This window comes from Xanthomonas cucurbitae (assembly GCF_002939885.1).
GTDB classification, from domain to species: Bacteria; Pseudomonadota; Gammaproteobacteria; order Xanthomonadales; family Xanthomonadaceae; genus Xanthomonas; species Xanthomonas cucurbitae.
Map to the genome: position 1 here is coordinate 1 of NZ_MDED01000005.1, position 21,751 is coordinate 21,751.

Below are 21,751 nucleotides of genomic sequence, written 5' to 3' on the forward strand. Positions count from 1 at the left end.
CGCAAGTGGCATGAGCAGCATGCGGCCAGCGGCAGCGCGATTGCGGCTGAAGCGATCGCGCGCATCGGCGTGCTTTACACCATCGAAGCGGCGGCCAGCGCGCTGACGCCCGATGAGCGTCTGGCTTACCGACAAGAACACGCCGTGCCGGTGCTGTCGCGGCTGAACTGCTGGTTGTTGGAGTTGCAGCAGACGGTGATGGGCAACAGCGGCACCGCGCGTGCACTGGCCTATACGCTCAAGCGATGGGACGCGCTGACGCGTTATGTCCAGGACGGACGTTACCCGATCGACAACAACCTGATCGAAAACGCGATTCGTCCGGTGGCGCTGGGACGCAAGAATTGGCTGTTTGCCGGCTCAGCGCAGGCGGGCAGGCGCGCGGCGGCGATCATGAGTCTGCTGGCCACCGCCAAGGCCAACGGTATCCAACCGCATGCCTGGCTACATGACACCCTGGCACGGCTGCCGACGACCCTGGATCGGGACATCGATCAATTGCTGCCGTTGCGCACGGAGTGAGGCTTCGGGGTAGGTGAGGTTGGCGGACGCTTACAAACTATTTGCGGAAGGGGTGCATCCACCCAGGGGAAATTAAAGTGCAGCGATCAATACATGCGGCTGATTTTCACGTTCGTTCCAAGACTGCGCAAAGACCTCCTGGCCTGCTTCGGCCTGGGACATTGCACCGACCAACTGACTCAGTTCCGCCCCACCAACCAAACTGTCTACCTGGTCTGCGGTAAGCTCCATCCAGTTCTGGTCGTACAGACGGTCGACACGATTGGCCGCTTCCGTATACCAGCCCTTGAACATCAAGCTTCCAGATTGGTCATTCAACGTTATGACCATGTCGTCGCCGCTTCGTGCAAAGCTGAATTGATCGAACCCGGCGCCGTTGACGCGCAACATATCTTCGCCATAGGCATCGACATTCACGATGGTGTCATCGCCTTGGCCAGCGGTGTAGACATAGAGGTCATCGCCATCGCCGCCAACCAGAGTGTCGTTTCCATCGTTGCCATCCAGCTCATCCCCACCATCCCCGCCGTACAAGAGATCACGCCCGCCCCCTCCATAGAGGGTGTCGTACTCACCCAATCCGCTTAGCACGTTGTCTTGCGCATTGCCGGTTAACTCATTGCGGAATTCATTCCCGGTGCCACTGACGGCGGTACCGATCAGAATCAGCGACTCCAGGCTACCTACCAACGTAAAATCGATACTGGCGGCTACCGTATCGCCGTTGCGATAAGGATGTTCGCCCATCGCGGGAATACCGGACCCTCCTGAGTCCGTCACAGATGATGTCACCGCATTGTTGGACGACTGCATCGCCATTGCCATGGGAAATGAGGGGGCATGTCCCTCGGTTTCTACAATTACATCACCGACACTGTCAACATAATAAAGATCGTCGCCACCACCACCCTCCATGCGATCATCACCCGCACCACCGATAAGCGTGTCGTCGCCCCATGCACCGATCAATGTGTCATTCCCTGCCCCACCGTCCATCCAGTCGGCCTCATAGGAATAATCCTCTGCAGCCGCCCCAGTCAGGACGTTGGCCCCGGCATTTCCCTTCAAACTATTCGAATTCCTGTTACCCGTCCCGTTGAGATCGGAAACTCCGTCGAGAATCAACTGCTGCACGTTCATTCCAAGTGCGTAATCAATACTGCTACGTACGGTGTTGATACTCTTGATTCTAGAATCGTCTGAATATCCATCATCATAAATCGAGTCGCCGCTATCGTCCACCACGTAAGTGTCGCTGCCTGCACCACCGCGCATCACATCTGCGCCCGTGCCGCCGTCGAGCAAATCGTCACCGCTATTTCCTTGCAGCTGGTCGTTGCCCGCCATTCCGAATAACTGATCATTCCCGATACCTCCGCTCAGGACATCGTTGTCTTCTGTCCCAGTCAAGTTCATATCCGGATTGATAGCAGTGGCGTGCAGCGTTGCTGAATCCCAGATGGTTCCATCCGCGAACACCATCGATTCGATCATTCCCTTTTCATCTATAGCAAAAAATCCGTCGATGGTGAGCATCACTTGACCATCGACTTGTACTTCCATGTTCTCGCCTAGCTTGTAGAGCGTAATGTCGCCTTGGGAAATGTCAGCATTGAACAGGATCCTGTCCATTCCACCACCATCACGGATGAACAGGCTTCCGTAACCCTTCCCAAACACGTAGGTGTCCCCGGCCAAGCCGCCAAGTAGGCGCGCCCCTCCTGGCCCGATGTCAAACCACGTGGCTCCTGCAGTTTCCCGATTGACCTCGCCCATCCCATTCTGGATACCGATGACGTAGCCGCCGGCGTCCGGGATCTCTGGATAGGATGAATCCACGGAGACCTCGATGGGGTCGAGCGGTGCGGTTAGTTGCGCCAGGATATCCTCTTGGTTCCAAATGGTTCCGTCGGCGAAATGCAGCGCATCAATCGGACCACCACTACCCCATTCTTCAGCAGCGCGAAAGTGACCCAGCACGATTAGCCGGTCGGTGTAGCCTTCGATGTCGATCACCAGCGCATTAGCGGAACGCGCAAGACGAATATTGTCGACAGTAATTCCTTCCCCCAGCTCGATCAGATCATGCCCAGGCTCCTCGGTCGGGAAATTATCTACAAAATCCAACTCAGAACCCAGGCCGAAACGGTAAATATCGTCTCCACTACCACCGATGAGAATGTCCGAACCACGTCCACCGACCAGGATGTCATTACCCCCACCTCCCTCCAGGCTGTCGTTTCCAGACCCGCCCAGAATTGTGTCGTCATTCTCTCGCGTGGACACCATGTCGTTACCCGCACCGGCATCGATGAAATCATTCCTTGCATAGAATCCAACCAGATTGTCATTCCGATACGAACCTTGCATGGACTGGTATAAAATCTCCTGCAAATCCCAGGTGGTGCCGCCGGAAAAAACTACCTGCTCAATCGAGTCCAGCACCCTGAAATCTGGATACTGGTAATCGTAGAATTCCCGCACAGAGATCGAATCGTCAGTCCCATCTATGATGAACGTCAAATCGCCTCCAAGGCTATCGCCTCGATACACGACAACATCTTTCTCCAACACACTGGCATCGAATCTGAGCGTATCGATATCTCCAAACCTGGGCCTACTATCGTCCCGCCAGTAGTATTCCAAGATGCCATCGCGACCTCCACCGCGGCCGAACTCATAGATGTCTGAATCCGCATTTCCACGAAGTGAATCGTTACCGGCGCCTCCATTCAGAATGTCAGCGCCATCCTGACCGACGAGTTCGTCGTTGCCCGCTCCACCCAACAGGGTGTCATTGCCAGCATTGCCATAAATATCGTCGTCACCGTCGCCACCATCCAGATAATCGTCTTGGCCGGCCTTAATCCACCAATACCGATAGTCGCCCTGCAGCATATCGTTGCCACTACCACCGTAGATCGTATCCTTCCCCCAGTCACCAAAAATATCATCGTCGCCGTCGTACCCATAAAGCGTGTCGTCTGCCGAACTCCCTTCAATCTCGTCGTCGCCGCGCCACAGCAACTCGGGCAAAAGCTCGGTACCGTCGGCTAGAAAGACCCGTGCCGTCGGCCCATCGACACCGACATACCCCTCTATGGTGAGATTCTGACCAGTCTCCGTAACGGTCACTATCAATGCACCACTCTTGAGCGCGTAGTGCAGATTGGAGGAATGACTGATATCAACCAGCTGTACGCGCCGGATGGCAGCAGTGGGATCAAAGGCAATACTGTCATTGCCGTAACCATTTCCATAGCGAAACACGTCGGAACCCGATCCGCCAGACAAGCGATCGTCGCCAGCCCCGCCATCGAGAAGATCGTCGCCATCACCACCTGCCAGCAAATCGTTACCACCCCCACCAAAGACGAGGTCGTTGCCGACGCCACCGTCAAGGGAATCATCGCCCTCCAGTCCCTGCAACTTGTCGTTACCGGCCTCGCCGTACAGCTCATCGTCCCCACTGCTCCCTTGGAGATCGTCATTACCTGCAGTGCCGCCACCCAGCAGGCTCAGGGCTTCGGCCTTGCCTAGAACAGTACCGTCGCCAAAGACGATCCGGTGCCCGCCACTCTCGGGCGTCAGGAAGCCATCAAGGCGAATCGTTTGGTCCGCGCCGAACGCCATCACCAACGCGCCCCCGCTGCGTCGGAACGTGGCCTGATCTCTCAGCAAGCCACTCAGCATGACGGTGTCGCTTCCAGACGATGCATTGCCCAACTCACTCACCACATCATGCCCATCTCCGGCCTTGATGACGTAGGTATCGTTTCCTTCTGCGCCAATCAGGATGTCGTTTCCGATACCACCATTAAGTTGATCGTCTCCCCTCCCGCCATCGAGAACGTCGTCACCTGCATTGCCGGAGAGCTTGTCATTACCGGTGAAATTTCCAGCCTGATCGTCACCATGCAGACTGTCATTGCCTTCGCCGCCGGCGATCTGGTCGTTGCCGCCCATGCCGAGAATCGTGTCATCTCCCAGGCCGCCTTCGATCGTATCGTTGCCTTGCTCGCTTTCCGGCGCGTCGACGTCGTCGCCGACAATCACGTCATACCCTGCGCCACCACTGATGGTGTCCGATCCCGCGCCACCCAGCAGGGTGTCTGCGTCCTCGCCGCCGTCGATGACATCATCGCCCCCCTGCCCATTGATCCAGTCCATGCCTGTCCCGCCGGTGATGCGGTCTGCGCCATGGAGTTCCAGACCCAGCTGGCCGACCACGAAGTCACCGAAGATGGTGTCGTTGCCCGCATCGCCGGAAATGGTGTCGTTGCCGCCGCCTCCCCAGATCTGATCCTGACCCTCGCCGCCATACAAACTGTCGTTACCCTGGCGCGACGCGTCCATGCCCACGGTATCGCCAAGAATGACATCGTCGTCCTGGCCGCCCCAGATCTGATCGCTACCCCCGTCGCCCCGCAATTCGTCGTTGCCAGCACCGCCGTCGATGATGTCGTTGCCGTCCACCCGTGCTGCAGACGACAGATTGGCAAGCTCTTCACCCGCAAGCACGCCGTTGATCTGGTCGCCGAAGATCAGGTCGTCACCGTCGTTGCCCAACAGGATGTCGTTGTCATGGCCGCCAGAGATCACGTCGTTGCCGATGCCGCCGTCGACAACATCGTTGCCCTCACCGCTCATGATAAGATCCGAGCCGCCGCCGCCATCGATGACGTCGCCGCCGTCGGCAAACAGTTCCGGATCTGGATAGAACGACGGCCCACCATTCCGGATGGTGCCGACCAACCCCAGGAAGACGTCTTCGTAATAGGTCCGCGCATCTTCCGCATCGCCGCTGCGCAGACCCACCATGAAACCCACGCCACTGGCCAACATCCTGTCGGTGGGCGGGGCACCGACCCAGCGGTCCAGATTACGCGCCGTTCTGGCGACCTCGACGATGAAGTCGTTGCCATCGCCGCCATGGATGATGTCGCTGCCAGACCCACCGTTGATGACATCGACACCGCCACTAGCGTCGATGGTGTCGGTGCCGAAGCCCGTATAGAACGCCTCGGCCGCTTCAGTTCCCTGGAAGACGCCGTTGATGTTTTCGACTTCCGGTGTCAGATCGCCGTCCCACTTGCTACCCGACGGCGGCAGCACACCAATCTCTCCGCCTAGCGATATGCCCAAATGGCCGTTCTGCCAGCGCTCGACATGGATTGTGTCGCCGCTTGAGGCATTAGTGATCATCAGGGTATTGACCGGAGTCCCAATCAAGGTCAATCGCAGCTTGCCGGTAGCATCGGCCCAGGTGGTCTCGGTCAGACGTTCACCCGCCGTCACCAACATGTTGTCAACGTAAAGAACCCCATCTCCACCGCTGTCATAGATACGATCTACGCTGGCGAGCAGCGATTCATTGGTACGAAAACGATAGGTATCAAATCCTGCGCCGCCGTACATGTAGTCGTCGCCCGAACCGCCACTGATGTCGTCATCCCCGTCGCCACCCAGGACCAGATCATCGCCGCCGCCGACAGCGATAGTGTTGTTGCCGTGCAGGGCCACCACCACGTCCGAGCGCACGTCGAAATCAGAACCGACATAGTGCATGGCAGCACCATCCTGGACACCCCAGCGTGCGCGCTCCAGAAGATTCGTATCGAGGGCAACATTTTGTGTTCTTGCAGAGACATATTGGCTAAGTGATTCGATGCCGACCTTCTGCTGATCACCGAGTGCTTCCGCATCGAAACTGATGTAGCCGTCACTACGGGTCAGAACTTCGGTGAGCCGACCAACGAACGCCTTCTTTGGTGATCTACCATCCGCTTGCTGATAAAGCCCGGCTAGCAAGACGTCTACCAACGCACCGGCCAGATTCAACTCTTTCCTATCTCCATTTTCATGAATGACGAACGAATTATCGGCTCCTCGCAGTTCCGCAGCAGCGATTTTCGCCAAGTCAGCTGCAATTACATCGAGAGAGCCTTCTCCCGCCAGTTGCCGCTGCACCAGCAATTCAAGCAAGGTGCTGGAGGTGATACTGGTTGGAAGCAGGTTCTTGTATGCACCCTCAAAGATTCTTGGAAGCAGCTCCTTATAATTCCTCGACGCCTGAAGAAAATCCTTAGAATTCATGAACCCTGCAAGCAATGTCATCGAATGCAGATTGACGGCTCTCGAGAAATCAGTGCCAACGCTGCCACCCCATCCAAAAAGATCTTCTGCCTGGGGGTCTAGCACGAGCGGATTGCCGTCATTTATCTTGAACGCATTGTCTGTCGCATAGCTAAGCACCTCCCCAGCTACTACGATCTGCTGCACATTGGCTTTCCGCGCCTTGTATTCAAGTTGATTGTAATCTTTGAACGCCTGTGGAATTGTATATTCAGCAAGCTCCAATATCGCTTCGTATGCATCGTAAGTAAATGAGGCCGCCGACAACTCGAACGGCGCCTGGTCGAAGACAATTGCCTTCTTATCGAAATAGACCGCCATCAATGACGCAAGGCCACCACCGAGGGAATGCCCGGTAAAACTGGTCTTGCCAGGGTCCACGTCTTGCAGCTTAAGGACATCCAGATAGAAAACGACCGCCTCCAATGACTGAGAGATTGTCCCCAAGCCTGCCGGAAGATTGCCCGACAGCCAGTCGTTCAACGTGGCGCCTTCTTCATTTGTCGTCCCAGCATACGAAACGACCACCTCGCCTGTAGCAGCGTTTTGGTAGGCTCTAGCCATGAACCCTGTCACCGATACGGATTCGGCTATCTGGATCCATCCATTTGGGGGCCCGAGCGTATTCAACTCCGTTCTAACACCAGATTTCGCTCCATATACATTAGCCGCAAGTAAAGCATAATCAAGCTGCACTTTATTGAAATCCATGGCAATCCATCCTTCTTATACAATTAAATATTAGTCACAAATCGCGTAGTCGCGTTTCTTGTAGAACTCAGAGATTAATTTTGGAGGGCCAGAACTTGGCTGCCTCGTTACATAAGCAATATCGTCCCAAGACAGGTAGGTCACGGGCCTATCCGCATGGCGAAACCCCCAATTCCCGGTTCCAGACAAATTAACTCCCATCTGCGCGATAGGCGCCTGCTGCTGATCGACCCTGTGCATCACGCCTTTGCGCCATCGATAGACCTCAATTAAATAGGTTCCCGAAGACTTGTCCACGCAGAACTTTTCTTTCTTATCAGTGATAGCGACCACTAGATAGGCGTCATTGTTAACTACATCAAAAGAAAGCATTTCCGGGACCACGTCCGCGGTCTTAGCAGACCAGTGCACCCCCAACGGCGAGTAATTAATTTCCTGATAGATAGGAGGACCATCGTTCGTATTGGGGAAACCACTTTTTAACGCCACAGAATAACGATCCACATCAATACGCTGCCCATCGCTAAGCCACACCTGCTCCTTCCAGCGCATGGTGTCCTTGTTGCTGCAACCACTGACCAAAGCGGCACCCGCCAGCCCTACAATCATTGCCCATCTAAGCATTCTCATCGCCTCGTCCTCTTTTGAAATCGCTTTCGTGCAACCACTCACACCTCGCACCCGGCTCAATCGGAATGCTTTCACGCAATACCGCCCATATTGCGTGAAGGCACTACTTTTTTCATTGTAATAACCCTCACCGTGCATTCCGCCACAGACACGAATTCGGCAAGCTGCGCCCACTCATCTGGAAGCTGAAGCGCATCAACTCGGTTCCAACACTTGATCTCGGTGAATACACATTAGCTGCCATTAACGCATAATCAATCTGCATTTTATTCAAATCCATGGAGATCCATCATTTTTATACAATTAATTATTAGTCACAAATCGCGTAGTAGCGCTTCTTGTAGAACTCAGAGGTCAATTTTGGAGGCCCAGAACTCGGCTGCCTCGTTACATAACCAATATCATCCTAAGACAGATAAGTTATGGGCCTATCCGCATGGCGGAAGCCCCAATTACCGGTCCCCGACAGATTTATTCTCATCCGTGAGATAGGCGCCTCTTGCTGGTCAATTTTTTGCATAACGCCCTTGTGCCAGCGATAAACGTTGATCAGGAGCGACCCGGACGGCTTACCGACGCAAAATTCCTTGGCATCTGTATCTGCATAGACAACTAGATATGCGTCTCCGTGGATGATATCGAAAGACCTCAAACTACTTGATCCTTCCATGTCGGCATCTTTGGTGGACCAGTGCACGCCTAATGGCAAGTAAGTGATTTCTTGATAGATAGGAGGACCATCGTTCGTATTGGGGAAACCACTTTTTAACGCCACTGAATAACGATCCACATCAATACGCCGCCCATCGCTAAGCCACACCTGCTCCTTCCAGCGCATGGTGTCCTTGTTGCTGCAACCAATCAACACGGCAGCCATCACCAGCCCCCCAACTATTACCCATCCGTGCATCGTCATCGCATCGCCCTCGTGAAATATTTCTGGTGAAAAACTCATGCACTACATCTAATTCAACCAAATACACTTGCGAAATACTTACCGCATTTCGCAAGTGCACTTCATGATTGCGACAGATCCTGGATATCAATACTGTTAAAAGAAACTGCCATCAGCGACGCAAGCCCCCCCCCCCAACCAAGCGAGTGACACATGAAAGTTACAGACGTGTCGGCAACACCCGGAATCCTAAGCAATTCCAGGTAAAAAGCCATGGCCTGCTCCACCTGGGTAGAATAAACACCAGCACCCGCAGGAATATTTCCGAAAATCCAATCCAGCAAATTTTCTTCGGTTGTTCCAGCATAGCTCACCACTACTTCACCGGTATAAACATTGCGGAACGCTTTGGCCATGAACCCAGAGATAGCAACATGCTCGTCTATCTGAACCCACTCGGGCCCGGGAAGCGGCAGCGCATTGAGTTGAGACCTCACACGCGGCTTACCTTCGGCATCATTATTAGTAGCAGCATATACGTTCGCTGCAAGCTGAGCATAAATTTTTTCTGACTGACTAAATTCCATATAAATAGAATCCCTATTGATGTTAACTGCAAATCAGATTTGGTACTTCACTATAAAATTCAGAAATTAATTTTGGCGGATTATAGTCAAACTGACCGGTAACCTCTGCCACATCTTTCCACGACAGGTAATGCGAATGCTTACCCCCGTTGCGGAATTTCCAATGGGAATCGCCTGAAAGATTAATCCGCATGCGCTCTATGGGCGCTTCATTCTGATCAACCCACTGCATTTTACCGTCACGCCAACGCATTACATCCAGCAGATAGTCTCCTTTGCGCCTTCCAATACAAAACTCGTTGCGACTTTTACCTGCCATTTTAATCAAGTAAGCGTCATTGCCAACGACGTAGAAAGACTGTACCTGTGCAGACCCCTCTGCCGCCCAAATCACTCCTAACGGCTTATATCTAAGTTCTTGATGAGTTGTCACGATGGATGAAGAATTGGGAAAATCAAACTTGCCTGACGCCTGACGCTCAACTTCGATAAAACGCCCCTGCTCCAGCCAAACCTGCTCCTTCCATTTCATCTTTTGCTTGCAACCACACATGCACGTTACAACTACGACCAAACCGAAAAGCATTAAAATTTTCATGATCTCATCTCTCTCTCAAGGATTCGGAGCCATGCATTCGCAAAGGACTCAACAAGTAATCAATCACCCGCCGCTTCCCCGTCTTCACTTCCGCACTCAAACTCATCCCGGCACTCATCCGCACCTTGACGCCATCGATCTCCAACGTGCTGCCATTCAATTTGATGCGCGCAGGGAATACCAAGCCGAGCTTTTCGTCCTGCGCGGCATCATGCGAGACGCTGGCGACCGTCCCGGTCAGATAGCCGTAGCGGGTGTAAGGGAAGCTGTCGACCTTGACCGTAACCGGCTGGCCGGGTCGCAAGAAGCCGATGTCCTTGTTCAAGACAGTGACTTCAACCTCCAGCGCTTCTTCGGCCGGTACTACGACCAGTAACGGCTGTGCGGGCGTCACCACACCACCTATTGTATGAACGGCCAGCTGCTGGATGGTGCCGTCCACGGGCGCGTGCAGGGCCATCAACTTGTCCCGCTGTCCGGTCTTAGCGACGTCCTGGGTCAGTTGGCCGGCCTGCTCGCTGGCTTGGCGCAGGGCATCCAGTGCCTGCTGGCGGGTGTCGGTAACCAGCACGCGCAACTCTTCCTGTGCCGCGCTGATCGCCGAGCGGATTTCCTGTAGGCGATTGCGCTGGGTGGCGAGCTGGCTTTCTGCGGCGATGCGTTCCTGTTCGCGCAGCAGATAGTCGTGGCGGCCGACGTACTTGCCTTCGACCAGGCGGCCGTAGTCCTCTGCGCGCACTTTGGAGATGCGTGCGGATTCGGCCAGCGGTTGGATCGCGTCCTGTGTGGTCTGCAGTTCGGCCTGACGTTGAGCAATGCTGGCTTGCAGGTTGTGTCGGCGCGCCTGGAAAGCATCGAATTGGCTGCTGACCAATTGCTGCTCGTTAGCCACGCGTTCTGCGGGAAGATCCGGAGCGGGACCGAGCTGCGGCGGCTGCCCGGTCGCAATGGCGGTCGCCAACGCTGCCTGACGTAGCGCGGCCAGCCGTGCGTTGACCAGAGCATCGCCAGCCTGGGCAAATTCGGCCCCGGTGGCGGTGGCATCGAGTTCGACCAGCAACTGGCCTTTCTTCACTGCCTGTCCGTTGCGCACCAGGATCCTGCGCACCACCGCAGTTTCTGCGGTCTGCACCACCTTGGTCCGCGAATCGACCACGGTCTTGCCCGGCGCCACGGCGACGATATCGAGCTTGCCCAGGCACGCCCACAGCAGCGCGACACAGAAGAAGCCAATGATGATGCGCATCGTCCAGCGCGCGGTGGGCGAGACGGGCGTTTCGGTCAGTTCAAGATGGGCGGGCAGGAACGCGCGCTCGTCGGCGCTGCGCGCGGGCGGGTCGAGCTGGCGGCGCACCGCCCAGGCCGATTTGAAGATCTTGAAATAGCGGAGAAAGAAATCGCGCCATCCCTGGAGCAGGTGCTTCATGGTGTCCCCTGTTGCAGTCGATACAGATGCGCGTACTGGCCTTCCGGGCGGCCGACCAATTCGGCGTGCGAGCCGCTCTCGACGATGCGCCCCTTCTCCACCACCACAATGCGGTTGGCCTGCCGCACGGTAGACAGGCGATGTGCAATAATCAGCACGGTGCGACCCTTGCAGATCGCACGCATGTTCTGCATCACCGCATGCTCCGATTCGTAGTCCAGCGCACTGGTCGCTTCGTCCAGGATCAGGATGCGCGGGTCGCCGATCAGCGCGCGGGCAATGGCGATGCGCTGCCGCTGCCCACCCGACAGACCTGTGCCGTGCTCGCCCACCTTGGTGTCGTAGCCCTCTGGCAATTCCAGAATGAAGTCGTGGGCACCGGCCAGCTTGGCCGCATGGATCACCCGCTCCAGCGGCATGCCGGGATCGGTCAACGCGATGTTCTCGCGCACGCTGCGGTTGAACAGGAAGTTCTCTTGCAGCACCACACCCAGCTGACGACGCAACCAGGCCGGATCGGCCAGCGCCAGATCCTGGCCATCGATCAGGACACGCCCACGTTCGGGCGTGTAGAGCCGCTGCACCAACTTTGTCAGCGTGCTTTTGCCGGAGCCGGAACGGCCGACGATGCCGATGATTTCGCCTGGGCGAATGTCCAGCTCGATCCCGTTGAGCACCTCGGGCGCATCCGGCCGGTAGCGGAAGGTGACCCGCTCGAACGTCACCTGCCCGCGAATCGGCGGCAAGGCCAGCCGGCTGCCCGGCACCTCGGTACGGGTATTGAGGATGTCGCCCAGCCGCTCGACCGAAATGCCCACTTGCTGGAAATCCTGCCACAGCTGGGCCAGCCGGATGATGGGCGCGGTAACTTGGCCGGACAACATGTTGAAGGCGATCAACTGGCCAATCGACAGCTTGCCCTCCATCACCAGCTTGGCGCCCCAGAACAGCACCGCCACGGCAGTGAGCTTCTGCACCAGTTGCACGCCTTGCTGGCCCAGCGTGGCAATGCGGGTGACGTTGAAACCGGCGCTGACATAGCCGGCCAGCTGGTTGTCCCAGGTGCGTGTCACGCGCGGATCCACCGCCATCGCCTTGACCGTGCCGATGCCGCTGACCGTCTCCACCAGGAAGGATTGGTTGTCGGCGCCGCGCGCAAACTTGTCGTTCAAACGCTGGCGCAGCACCGGGGTGATCAATCCGGAGATTGTGGCGTACAGCGGCAACGACAGCACCACGATCAGGGTCAGCCAGCCGCTGTACCAGAACATCACCGACAGAAAGACCACGGTAAAGAACAGGTCCAATACCGACGTCAGCGCTTGGCCCGTGAGGAAGTTGCGGATGTTCTCCAGCTCGCGGACACGCGCGATGGTGTCGCCGACCCGGCGCGATTCGAAGTACGCCAGCGGCAAGGACAGCACATGCCGGAACAGCCGCGCACCCAGCTCCACATCGATCTTGCTGGTGGTGTGGGCGAACACATAGGTGCGCAGTCCGGAGAGCAGCACGTCGAACACCGCCATCGAGACCAGTCCGATCGCGATCACGTCCAATGTGGTCAGGCCGTTATGCACCAGCACCTTGTCCATCACCACCTGATAGAACAGCGGCGTAATCAGCGCGAACAGCTGGATGAAGAACGAGACGACGAAGACCTCAATCATCAACTTGCGATACTTGACCACGGCCGGGATGAACCAGCTGAAGTCGAACTTGGCCAGGTCGCCCAGCACCGAAGCACGCGAGGCCACCTGCAGCAACCGCCCCTGGTAACGCGCCTCGAACTCGGCTGGCGTGATAGAACGCGGCCGCTTCTCGACCAGATCATGGATCAGGATCTGGTCCGTGCCGACCTTGGCCACGATGAACGCGTCACCGCCCGGCACCAGTGCCAGAGCAGGCAGTGCGGCCATGCCGATCCGCGCAGCCGGCTGGGCAACGACCTTGGCTTTCAGCCCAAGCTGCTTGGCCGCCAGTAGCAAGGTCGTCTCGTCGAACGGCTCGCCGCCACGGCCAAAGCCATGCGCCAATTGCGTCGCATCGGCAGCAACACCATGGAATTGGGCGAGCAGGACCAGCCCCTGCAAGCCCAGATCCGGTCGTTCATGCACCGACGAGCCGCCCTCGAGCAACGAGAGCGACGCACTTCCCCCTGACATAACGCGATCCTTGCTGAGAGCCGGCAGGCTCAAGTGATCGAGTAGGCTCTTTGAATGTTAAGTAACTGTCAATCAGCGAACATCCTGTTGGCGATCAATTTTCTCAATCGAGCGGTGGCCAACTGTGATATTCAGCCATTGGCGACGCCTACGTCATTTACTCTTGGTAATACGTCCTAATACCGGAGCGACTTAACTGGCCCCTTGACATCGTTACCGATGCAAGCATGTCCGCCTGACACATTTCCGTTACCATGCCAAGCCTCACGCCTACAACCGGCCCGCCGTATGTCCACTGCCCCGCAAACGCCGCTCGCCATCCGCGAGCGTCTGTCCGAAGTCCGCTACGAAATCCGGGGCGAACTGGCGCGGCGAGCGCGGGAGCTGGAGGCGCAGGGCCGCAAACTCATCAAGCTCAATATCGGTAATCCGGGAGCGTTCGGGTTCCGCGCGCCGGAGCATCTGCAGCGCGCGATCGCCGACGACATGGGCCGCACCGATCCCTACACCCATCAGCAGGGCCTGCCGGAAGCGCGCGAAGCCATCGCCACCGCGTACTCGCGCCGCCAGCACCCGGATGCGCACCCGGACCGGATCTTCCTGGGCAACGGCGTCAGCGAGCTGATCGACCTGTCGCTACGCGCCCTGCTCAACCCTGGCGACGAGGTGCTGGTGCCCTCGCCCGACTACCCGCTGTGGTCGGCGGCCACCATCCTCAACGACGGCCGCCCGGTGTACTACCGCTGCGCGCCGGAGAACGGCTTCCAGCCGGACCCGGTGGAGATCGAAACGCTGGTGTCCTCGCGTACCCGCGCCATCGTGCTGATCAACCCGAACAACCCCAGCGGTGCCAGTTACTCGCGGGAATTGCTCGAACGCATCGTGACGATTGCCGTCAAGCACAACTTGCTGCTGATGGTCGATGAGATCTACGACCAGGTGCTGTATGACGGCGCGGAATTCGTGCCGGTGGCGCCGCTGGCCGGCGCGCATCCGTGCATCACCTTCAGCGGCCTGAGCAAGGTGCACCGCGCCTGCGGCTGGCGCGTCGGCTGGGCGCTGCTGTCCGGCGAACAAACACGCATCAACGATCTGCGCAACGCGCTGGACCTGCTCGGCGCCTTGCGCCTGTGCGCCAACGTGCCCGGCCAGTACGCCATAGATGCGGCGGTCAACGGGCCGGACACCATTTCCGCGTTATGCGCGCCGGGTGGCCGCCTGTACGAGACCCGCCGCGCGGTGATCGAGGCCTGCGCGGCCAGCACGCATCTGCAACTGGTGGCACCGGCCGGTGCGCTGTACGCGTTCCCGGCGGTGGTGGGCGCGGCGGCACGCAACTTCGATGACCACGCATTCGCGTTGGACTTGATGAACGAGGAAGGCGTGCTGGTGGTGCCCGGCTCCAGCTTCAACGTGCCGTATCGCCACCACTTCCGCGTGACCCTGATGCCCGAAGCCAGCGTGATGCGCGACGTGTTCGCACGTATCGACCGCGCCCTGGCACGCCGCGCCGAGGCGGTGACCAAGGTGGTGCCGCTGAAACCGCGCAGCGTGGCCTGATGGCCGCGCTGGGCGTGCCGCAGCGCTATCTGGCGCTGGGCGATTCGTACACGATTGGCGAAGGCGTCGCCGCTGCGCAGGGGTGGCCGGCGCAGCTGGCCGATGTCTTGCGTGCGCAGGGGTGGACGGTGCAGGCACCGCAGCTCATCGCCACCACCGGCTGGACCACCGATCAATTGCAAACCGGGATCGACGCGGCCGCGCCGCAGGGTCCGTTCGATCTGGTAAGCCTGCTGATCGGTGTCAACAACCAGTACCGCGAGCGCTCGCTGGAAGAGTACCGCAGCCAGTTCGATGCGCTGTTACAGCGCGCGATCGCGCTTGCCGGCGGCCATGCCAAACGCGTGCTGGTGCTGTCCATTCCCGACTGGGGTATGACGCCGTTCGCACGCGCACAAGGCCGCGATGCGGGCCTGATTGCGGCGCAGATCGACGCGTTCAACGACGTGGCGGCAGCGCGCTGTACCGAGCGCGCGGTTCGCTTCATCGATATCACAACTACCAGCCGCGACGGTGGCGATGCGGTGGAGATGCTGGTCGAAGATGGCCTGCACCCTTCCGGCGCGATGTATGCGCGATGGGCCGCCGTGGCCTTGCCTGCGGCGCGCGATGCGTTGGGCGCGGCCGGCTTGGTGCGCAGCATGGAATAGATCGTAATGAAAATCGGGATTTCCGAAGCTTTTCGCAGATACGGGGCAGTACTCAAGAACGTCAACTGGTCCGTCAGCTCCTGGGCCGCAGAAAACATATTGGTGGTAAGCCTTTGGGATCACCACGCCACCCGTCCTGGCTCGGGAGTTCTAGCATTCGAGGATCGATTCGATCGTTGGTCCGGGCCAGGCAACCGTGAATTCCGCGCTAACGTGACGCGAGCGTACGATACGGATGCGGCGGTGCATCTTGTTCTCGCTAGAGCCCTGCAGCCAGAGCGCATCCAGCATGGCGAGGATGGCAGCAAGGTTCCCAAGACATTCGCTGTACGAGATGATTTGATCGGGCGGGTAGCCAACATCGATGGCGAAAACTACGTCATCGAGTTCCGGCAAGTGATTGCCTGACACAAGGCTCATGCAAATAGCTCACGGTGCAGATTGCCGAGGGCGGACCACAGTGGCGCTTACGCGCCTGATTCATAAGCTACCCGCGCAACACGCCTGATTGCCAAGGAACGACATTGCACAGCCCCGCTACCCAACCGATGAGCCGCGCACAGGCGCTGGCGATTGCACGTGCCTTCCTGCCCCGGCATCCGCTGGGCAACCGCTACGATTACTACTACACCCAGGCCAAGCTGCGCACCGACCCACTGTATCCGGGCGTGCTGGCGCAGCTGCGCAGCACTACCGCGCCGGTGCTGGACCTGGGCTGCGGGCTGGGCCTGCTGGCCCATGCCCTGCGCGCCGATGGCCAAGCGCTGGCGTACTACGGCGTGGATGTGGACGCCTCCAAGATTCGCCGCGCGCAACACATCGCACAGCGTTCGGCGCTGGGCAATACCCGTTTCGAAGTGGTCGACCTGAGCCTGGCATGGCCGCAGCACCAGGGCAGCGTGACCATCCTGGATGTGCTGCAGTATCTGCAGTCGGACATGCAGGCCGGCCTGCTGCGCAGCGTGGCGCAGATGCTGACCCCAGGCGCCAAGCTGGTGATCCGCAGTGCGCTGGGCGACGACAGCCGGCGCGGCCGCACCAGCCGGGTCACCGACGTGCTGGCGCACCTGAGCGGCTGGATGCAACGCATGCCGCGCAGTTATCCCACCCGCGACAGCCTGCAGGCCCAGCTGGATGCTGCAGGCCTGCGCGCCACGTTTGCGCCGCTGTACGGCAATACGCCGTTCAACAACTGGCTGATCGTGGCCGAACCGCGCTGAGCGTTCGTATCGCCGAAGGCGCCATCGGAAGGCGCCGGCGATCGTCCGGGCGTCCAGGTCGATCGTGGCGCCCCCACGCGAACACAGACGGCGTGCATGCCTGCATGCGATGCCGATAGCTTGTACACGTCGCGCGCCGCGGCGGCCGCCACGCTATATCGCATTGCGGGCACCCACCGCGGACGTGTTGCCGTGTGGCTCAATCCGGACGCCGCCCTGCAAGCCCACGCGCCTGCATCGCTTGCAGCACGCCGCGCAGGATGGTGGGATTGTGGCCGTGCGCAGCGCCTTCGTGCAGCAAGACGATGGCACCCGGATGCAGGTCGCGCACGATGCGCGCCACGGTGGCCTCCGGCTCGCAGCGCACGCCATCAAACCCACGCGCACTCCAGGCCACCCGGGTCAGCCCATGCGCACGCAACGGCGAGGCGACGAAGGGGTTGGTCATGCCGACCACCGAGCGGTACAGCCGCGGCGCCTGCCCGGTGATGGCCGCCAGGGTGCGCTGCGCCAGGCCGATCTCCTGGGCCATGCGGCGCGGGCCCAAGGCCCAGAACCAGGCCTGCGGATGGGTCTGGCTGTGATTGCCGATGCCATGCCCGCGCCGCACCATCTCGCACACCAGCTCTGGTCGCTGCGCGGCGCGGGCGCCGACCACGAAAAACGTGGCCTTGGCATCATAGGCATCCAGCAACGCAAGGATGGCCGGCGTGTCGTCGGACGGGCCATCGTCGATGGTCAGCCACACCTGCGGCGCGTGGCCGGGCAGCTGCGCCAGCACCGGCGCGTACAGCCGCGCACGCGGCAGGAACACCGGCACCACGAACAGCGCATGCGACAGCAGCAGCGCAGGCAGCCCCCAGGTCCAGCCCAAGTGCCACCACAGCAGCGCCACCGCCACCTGCGAGCAGGCGAACAGGCCAACCCAGCGGTACGGCCGCGAGGGGGTGCGATACAGCGTTTCCGGCGTGGTCATGCCGCATGATGCCATGCGGCGTAGAATGGACGGCCTCCACGACCCGACCGAAGCGCTGCCATGTCCCTCGATCCCGCCCTGCGTTCCCGTATCGATACGCTGCTGCAATCCAGCCGCGTGGTGCTCTTCATGAAAGGCCAGCCCGGCATGCCGCAGTGTGGTTTTTCGGCCAAGGCGGTCGGCGTGCTGGACGGGCTGGGCATCGACTATGCCCACGTCAACGTGCTGGCCGACCAGGACATCCGCGAAGGCATCAAGGCCTATGGCGATTGGCCGACCATTCCGCAACTGTACGTGGACGGCGAGCTGGTCGGCGGCAGCGACATCATCGTGCAGATGGCCGACAGCGGCGAGCTGAGCAGCCTGCTCGGCCTGCAGGCGCCGGACCGCAGCCCGCCCAAGATCACCATCACCCCGGCGGCGGTGGACATGCTCAAGGGTGCGCTGGCCGATGCGCCGGATGCGTCGCTGACGCTGGCCATCGACGCCAACTTCCAGCCCAATTTCCAGCTGGCGCCGACCAACCCGAACGCCATCGCGGCCGAATCCAATGGCCTGCGCGTGCAGTTCGACCTGGCCAGCGCGCGCCGCGCCGATGGCATCACCATCGACTGGGTCGACGACATCCGCGGTCGCGGCCTGGCCATCGACAACCCGAATGCGCCCAAGCCGGTGCAGGAGCTGTCGGTGCGCGATGCCGACGACCGCCTCAAGGCCGGCAGCCTGACCCTGGTAGACGTGCGCCCGGCCGACGAACGCGCACTGGCCACGGTGGCCGCGCCGTTCCGTACCCTGGATGCGCACGAGCGCGCAGCCATCGAGCAACTGCCCAAGGACACCCCACTGGCGTTTCTGTGCCACCGTGGTGGCCGCAGCCTGCAGGCGGCCGAGCATTTCCGCGGCCTGGGCTTTACCAACGTCTACAACGTCACCGGCGGTATCGACGCGTGGTCGGACGCCGTGGACAACGGCGTGGCGAAATACTGAGCACACACGAGCCGCAGCCGTGCAGCCATCACCACACATTGGAACGGGCGCTCCAGTAAGCGTCCGTTTCTCGTTGCAAGCCAGCTCCGGCCGAGTACCCGGCAAAATTGTGCCCACTTAGAGACGCCGGTCACCTGGCACGTCAAGCCCGACCGGCAAGTTCCATCGCATCCGGAAAATTCCGTCTGTCGTCTGTACACACTGGCTTTTGCTTCAGCCACTCTAGGCCATAGGGATCAGGACTGACCGATGTCTAGGCGCTACCTCAACCTCAATCCAGACAAAGCCCTGATCTGGCGCATCGTCCACCGCGATAATCTGCCTTGGATTCTGGACAACGGCCTGCATTGCGGTAACGGCAGCGCGCGTAGTCCGGGCTGGGTAAGCATCGGCAATCCTGAATTGATCGACAAGCGCGCCTGTCATCCTGTGCCGCTTACACCCGGCGGCTTCCTGAACGATTACGTGCCCTTCTACTTCACTCCATTTTCGCCAATGCTTCGCAACATCCAGACCGGCTGGGGAGGCATCCAACAACGCGCTAACGATGAAATTGTGATCCTTGTGTCCAGCTTGCATCATGTCAAGGCACGTGGGTGGCCCTTCCTGTTCACCGATAGTCATGCCTACTATCAGTTGACAACGTTCCATTCCGATTTGACCAATCTGGACACGATCGACTGGTCGCTGATCCAGGCGCGCGATTTTCGCCGCGATCAGGAGGATCCGGCCAAGTTCGAACGATATCAGGCCGAAGCGCTGGTCCACCGACACCTGCCCGTCGACGGCTTGCTCGGCATCGTGTGTTATACGGACGACATGAAGCGTTCCATCGAACGTCAGCTTGAAGCCCGAAACCTTGCACTTTCCGTGCATGCCCGCACCGAGTGGTACTTCTGATGATTACGTTTACGCAAGGCAATCTACTGCAGGCGCGCGTCGAGGCGTTGGTCAACACTGTCAACACCGTTGGAGTGATGGGTAAGGGCATCGCGCTGATGTTCAAGGAGCGCTTCAACGAAAACTTCCTCCGATATGCAGCAGCCTGCAAGGCAAAAGAAGTGCAGATCGGCAAGATGTTCGTCACTGCGACCAGCGAACTGGACGGACCACGCTGGATTATCAATTTCCCGACCAAACAGCACTGGCGTGGCGATTCACGAATCGAATGGATTACCGACGGGTTGCAGGATCTGCGCCTGTTCCTGATCGAAAACAAGGTCGAGTCGATTGCCATCCCGCCGCTGGGCGCCGGCAATGGAGGCTTGGACTGGGCCGACGTGCGCCCACTGATCGAAGAGGCGCTTGCCGGGCTAGATACCAATATTCTCGTATTCGAACCCACTCCAAGATATCAAAATGTCGCAAAGCGTTCCGGCGTGGAGAAGCTGACTCCAGCGCGCGCATTGATTGCCGAACTGGTACGTCGCTACTGGGTGCTAGGCGTGGAATGCAGCCTGTTGGAGATCCAGAAGCTTGCCTGGTTCCTTGAACGCAATATCGAGCGCGCCGGCTTGCCTACGTTGGATTTGCGCTTTGCGCCACACCGGTACGGGCCATATACCGATCGTCTGCGCCACCTGCTGGATGGGCTGGACGGCAGTTATCTTCACTGTGACAAGCGAATCGGAGACGCAGACCCCCTGGATGTCATCTGGTTCGATGATTCTCGCAAAAGCTTTGTGCAGAGCTATCTCAAGAGCGAAGCCAAGCAGTATGCCCCTGCACTGGAAGCCACTGCAGCCTTGATCGATGGCTTTGAATCTCCTTTTGGCATGGAGTTGCTGGCAACCATTGACTGGTTGGTCGTACGGGAGGGCATCTCTCCGCAAGTGGCAGATATCCGCGAGGGGATTCGCCACTGGCCGGGCGGCCCAGATGCAGCCGCGCGCAAAGACAGATTGTTCAACGACCGCGCCTTGGGCATCGCCCTGGAACGACTCACATCACATGCGGCTGCAGCGAGCTGATCGCCGTTCCCGCGTTGTGTTGGCGTGTCCTTCTAATGGCACTTCCTGTGCATTGGTACCCGCTTTACCGGACCCTCAACCAGGGTAGTTGAGGCCATCACTCAACCGGCAAACCCACCCTCATCCAGGAATTGTTGTTCCTCGGCCGTGGTGGGGCGCCCCAGCACCGCATTGCGATGCGGAAAGCGGCCGAAGCGTTGGATGATCTGCTGGTGCTCCAGTGCCCAGCCGGTGGCCTGTGCATCGTCCAAGGCGGTCATCAGCTGCACCGCACGCGCCTGCTCCTGCAGATCCTCGGCATGCTCGAACGGCAGGTAGAAAAACAGTCGCAATGGCGCCGATACCTGCTGATCGAATCTGCGGGCCAGGGCGTGCTTGGCGCAGTGCAATGCCAGGCCGTCGGTGGCATAGGCATGCGCGCTGCCGCGAAAGGCATTGCGCGGAAACTGGTCGAGCAGGATCAGCAGCGCCAGCGCATCTTCGGCACGCTCCATCCAGTGCGCGTACTCGCCGCGTGCGGCGGCAAAGTGTTGCTCACTGAAGTGCTGGCGGAAATTTGCGTCGAATGCGTCGTTATGGGTGAACCAGCGGGCCGAGCCGGCCAGCTCCCAGAACGCCAGCACCACATCGGCCTGCTTGTTGCGCTCTGACTTGGCGACCATCGACGTTTCCCTTGGTGAAGATGGCCCAGCATGCACCGACGCAGGTGATGGAGCCGCCAC

17 protein-coding genes are annotated in these 21,751 nt (G+C 59.2%); 8 read left to right on the forward strand and 9 right to left on the reverse strand.

Going from position 1 to position 21,751, the window contains the following annotated elements; genetic code table 11:
* The coding region (locus XcuCFBP2542_RS04240) for an IS66 family transposase (protein WP_146090295.1) at positions 1-522 on the forward strand (522 nt) is incomplete at its 5' end.
* Between the two features lie 72 nt (positions 523-594).
* Here the strand turns inward: XcuCFBP2542_RS04240 and XcuCFBP2542_RS20215 are convergent.
* The 7 genes from XcuCFBP2542_RS20215 to XcuCFBP2542_RS04270 all read right to left on the reverse strand — a co-directional run bounded on the left by XcuCFBP2542_RS20215 (position 595) and on the right by XcuCFBP2542_RS04270 (position 13,666).
* Entirely contained in the window at positions 595-7,368 is a 6,774-nt protein-coding gene (locus XcuCFBP2542_RS20215) for a calcium-binding protein (RefSeq protein ID WP_104602378.1), read from the reverse strand.
* Positions 7,369-7,398: 30 nt separating this feature from the next.
* Positions 7,399-8,136 carry a hypothetical protein gene (locus XcuCFBP2542_RS04250; RefSeq protein WP_249027606.1) on the reverse strand — a complete coding sequence of 246 codons (738 nt, stop codon included), beginning with the start codon at positions 8,134-8,136 and terminating at the stop codon, positions 7,399-7,401.
* 268 nt (positions 8,137-8,404) lie between these two features.
* Positions 8,405-8,953 (reverse strand): hypothetical protein, encoded by a 549-nt coding sequence (locus XcuCFBP2542_RS04255; protein WP_249027607.1) that lies wholly within the window; start codon positions 8,951-8,953, stop codon positions 8,405-8,407.
* A 62-nt stretch (positions 8,954-9,015) separates the two neighbouring features.
* A complete protein-coding gene (locus tag XcuCFBP2542_RS19295; RefSeq protein ID WP_146090296.1) occupies positions 9,016-9,480 on the reverse strand; it encodes a Tle-like phospholipase domain-containing protein in 465 nt (154 codons plus the stop codon).
* Positions 9,481-9,502: 22 nt separating this feature from the next.
* Positions 9,503-10,078, reverse strand: coding sequence for a hypothetical protein (locus XcuCFBP2542_RS04260; protein WP_249027608.1), 576 nt, complete (start codon positions 10,076-10,078; stop codon positions 9,503-9,505).
* A 4-nt stretch (positions 10,079-10,082) separates the two neighbouring features.
* Positions 10,083-11,504 carry an HlyD family type I secretion periplasmic adaptor subunit gene (locus XcuCFBP2542_RS04265; protein ID WP_104602381.1) on the reverse strand — a complete coding sequence of 474 codons (1,422 nt, stop codon included), beginning with the start codon at positions 11,502-11,504 and terminating at the stop codon, positions 10,083-10,085.
* On the reverse strand, positions 11,501-13,666 hold the full coding sequence (locus tag XcuCFBP2542_RS04270; RefSeq protein ID WP_104602382.1) for a type I secretion system permease/ATPase: 2,166 nt from the start codon (positions 13,664-13,666) through the stop codon (positions 11,501-11,503). Before XcuCFBP2542_RS04270 ends, XcuCFBP2542_RS04265 begins: the two co-directional genes overlap by 4 nt.
* 288 nt (positions 13,667-13,954) lie before the next feature.
* Here XcuCFBP2542_RS04270 and XcuCFBP2542_RS04275 point away from each other — a divergent pair, with 288 nt between their 5' ends.
* The 4 genes from XcuCFBP2542_RS04275 (at position 13,955) to XcuCFBP2542_RS04290 (ending at position 17,096) form a co-directional block, all read left to right on the forward strand.
* The gene (locus XcuCFBP2542_RS04275; RefSeq protein ID WP_104602383.1) at positions 13,955-15,226 is read left to right on the forward strand and encodes a pyridoxal phosphate-dependent aminotransferase; all 1,272 of its coding nucleotides are present in this window, start codon (positions 13,955-13,957) and stop codon (positions 15,224-15,226) included.
* Positions 15,226-15,876 (forward strand): SGNH/GDSL hydrolase family protein, encoded by a 651-nt coding sequence (locus XcuCFBP2542_RS04280; RefSeq protein ID WP_104602384.1) that lies wholly within the window; start codon positions 15,226-15,228, stop codon positions 15,874-15,876. Before XcuCFBP2542_RS04275 ends, XcuCFBP2542_RS04280 begins: the two co-directional genes overlap by 1 nt.
* A 6-nt stretch (positions 15,877-15,882) precedes the next feature.
* Positions 15,883-16,284 carry a hypothetical protein gene (locus tag XcuCFBP2542_RS19300; RefSeq protein WP_146090297.1) on the forward strand — a complete coding sequence of 134 codons (402 nt, stop codon included), beginning with the start codon at positions 15,883-15,885 and terminating at the stop codon, positions 16,282-16,284.
* 140 nt (positions 16,285-16,424) lie between these two features.
* Positions 16,425-17,096 carry a methyltransferase gene (locus XcuCFBP2542_RS04290; RefSeq protein WP_104602386.1) on the forward strand — a complete coding sequence of 224 codons (672 nt, stop codon included), beginning with the start codon at positions 16,425-16,427 and terminating at the stop codon, positions 17,094-17,096.
* A 199-nt stretch (positions 17,097-17,295) separates the two neighbouring features.
* Here the strand turns inward: XcuCFBP2542_RS04290 and XcuCFBP2542_RS04295 are convergent, their stop codons facing one another.
* Positions 17,296-18,087, reverse strand: a complete 792-nt coding sequence (locus XcuCFBP2542_RS04295) for a polysaccharide deacetylase family protein (protein WP_208800396.1) — start codon at positions 18,085-18,087, stop codon at positions 17,296-17,298.
* 45 nt (positions 18,088-18,132) lie between these two features.
* On the opposite strand from XcuCFBP2542_RS04295, the gene grxD reads away from it, so the two are divergent.
* From grxD to darG, 3 genes are all read left to right on the forward strand, one after another.
* A complete protein-coding gene (gene grxD / locus XcuCFBP2542_RS04300; RefSeq protein ID WP_104602388.1) occupies positions 18,133-19,059 on the forward strand; it encodes a Grx4 family monothiol glutaredoxin in 927 nt (308 codons plus the stop codon).
* A 249-nt stretch (positions 19,060-19,308) separates the two neighbouring features.
* The gene (gene darT / locus XcuCFBP2542_RS04305) at positions 19,309-19,959 is read left to right on the forward strand and encodes a type II toxin-antitoxin system toxin DNA ADP-ribosyl transferase DarT (protein ID WP_104602389.1); all 651 of its coding nucleotides are present in this window, start codon (positions 19,309-19,311) and stop codon (positions 19,957-19,959) included.
* Positions 19,959-21,029, forward strand: coding sequence for a type II toxin-antitoxin system antitoxin DNA ADP-ribosyl glycohydrolase DarG (gene darG / locus XcuCFBP2542_RS04310; RefSeq protein WP_104602390.1), 1,071 nt, complete (start codon positions 19,959-19,961; stop codon positions 21,027-21,029). Before darT ends, darG begins: the two co-directional genes overlap by 1 nt.
* 101 nt (positions 21,030-21,130) lie before the next feature.
* On the opposite strand, the gene XcuCFBP2542_RS04315 is transcribed toward darG, so the two are convergent.
* On the reverse strand, positions 21,131-21,691 hold the full coding sequence (locus tag XcuCFBP2542_RS04315) for a DUF924 family protein (RefSeq protein ID WP_104602391.1): 561 nt from the start codon (positions 21,689-21,691) through the stop codon (positions 21,131-21,133).
* Positions 21,692-21,751: the final 60 nt, after the last annotated feature.

Excerpts from the sequence above, each read along its gene's own strand:
- XcuCFBP2542_RS20215 (WP_104602378.1), bottom strand. The coding sequence starts at position 7,368 with ATGGATTTCAATAAAGTGCAGCTTGATTATGCTTTACTTGCGGCTAAT.
- XcuCFBP2542_RS04250 (WP_249027606.1), bottom strand. The coding sequence starts at position 8,136 with ATGCACGGTGAGGGTTATTACAATGAAAAAAGTAGTGCCTTCACGCAA.
- XcuCFBP2542_RS04255 (WP_249027607.1), bottom strand. The coding sequence starts at position 8,953 with ATGAGTTTTTCACCAGAAATATTTCACGAGGGCGATGCGATGACGATG.
- XcuCFBP2542_RS19295 (WP_146090296.1), bottom strand. The coding sequence starts at position 9,480 with ATGGAATTTAGTCAGTCAGAAAAAATTTATGCTCAGCTTGCAGCGAAC.
- XcuCFBP2542_RS04260 (WP_249027608.1), bottom strand. The coding sequence starts at position 10,078 with ATGAAAATTTTAATGCTTTTCGGTTTGGTCGTAGTTGTAACGTGCATG.
- XcuCFBP2542_RS04265 (WP_104602381.1), bottom strand. The coding sequence starts at position 11,504 with ATGAAGCACCTGCTCCAGGGATGGCGCGATTTCTTTCTCCGCTATTTC.
- XcuCFBP2542_RS04270 (WP_104602382.1), bottom strand. The coding sequence starts at position 13,666 with ATGTCAGGGGGAAGTGCGTCGCTCTCGTTGCTCGAGGGCGGCTCGTCG.
- XcuCFBP2542_RS04275 (WP_104602383.1), top strand. The coding sequence starts at position 13,955 with ATGTCCACTGCCCCGCAAACGCCGCTCGCCATCCGCGAGCGTCTGTCC.
- XcuCFBP2542_RS04280 (WP_104602384.1), top strand. The coding sequence starts at position 15,226 with ATGGCCGCGCTGGGCGTGCCGCAGCGCTATCTGGCGCTGGGCGATTCG.
- XcuCFBP2542_RS19300 (WP_146090297.1), top strand. The coding sequence starts at position 15,883 with ATGAAAATCGGGATTTCCGAAGCTTTTCGCAGATACGGGGCAGTACTC.
- XcuCFBP2542_RS04290 (WP_104602386.1), top strand. The coding sequence starts at position 16,425 with ATGAGCCGCGCACAGGCGCTGGCGATTGCACGTGCCTTCCTGCCCCGG.
- XcuCFBP2542_RS04295 (WP_208800396.1), bottom strand. The coding sequence starts at position 18,087 with ATGGCATCATGCGGCATGACCACGCCGGAAACGCTGTATCGCACCCCC.
- grxD (WP_104602388.1), top strand. The coding sequence starts at position 18,133 with ATGTCCCTCGATCCCGCCCTGCGTTCCCGTATCGATACGCTGCTGCAA.
- darT (WP_104602389.1), top strand. The coding sequence starts at position 19,309 with ATGTCTAGGCGCTACCTCAACCTCAATCCAGACAAAGCCCTGATCTGG.
- darG (WP_104602390.1), top strand. The coding sequence starts at position 19,959 with ATGATTACGTTTACGCAAGGCAATCTACTGCAGGCGCGCGTCGAGGCG.
- XcuCFBP2542_RS04315 (WP_104602391.1), bottom strand. The coding sequence starts at position 21,691 with ATGGTCGCCAAGTCAGAGCGCAACAAGCAGGCCGATGTGGTGCTGGCG.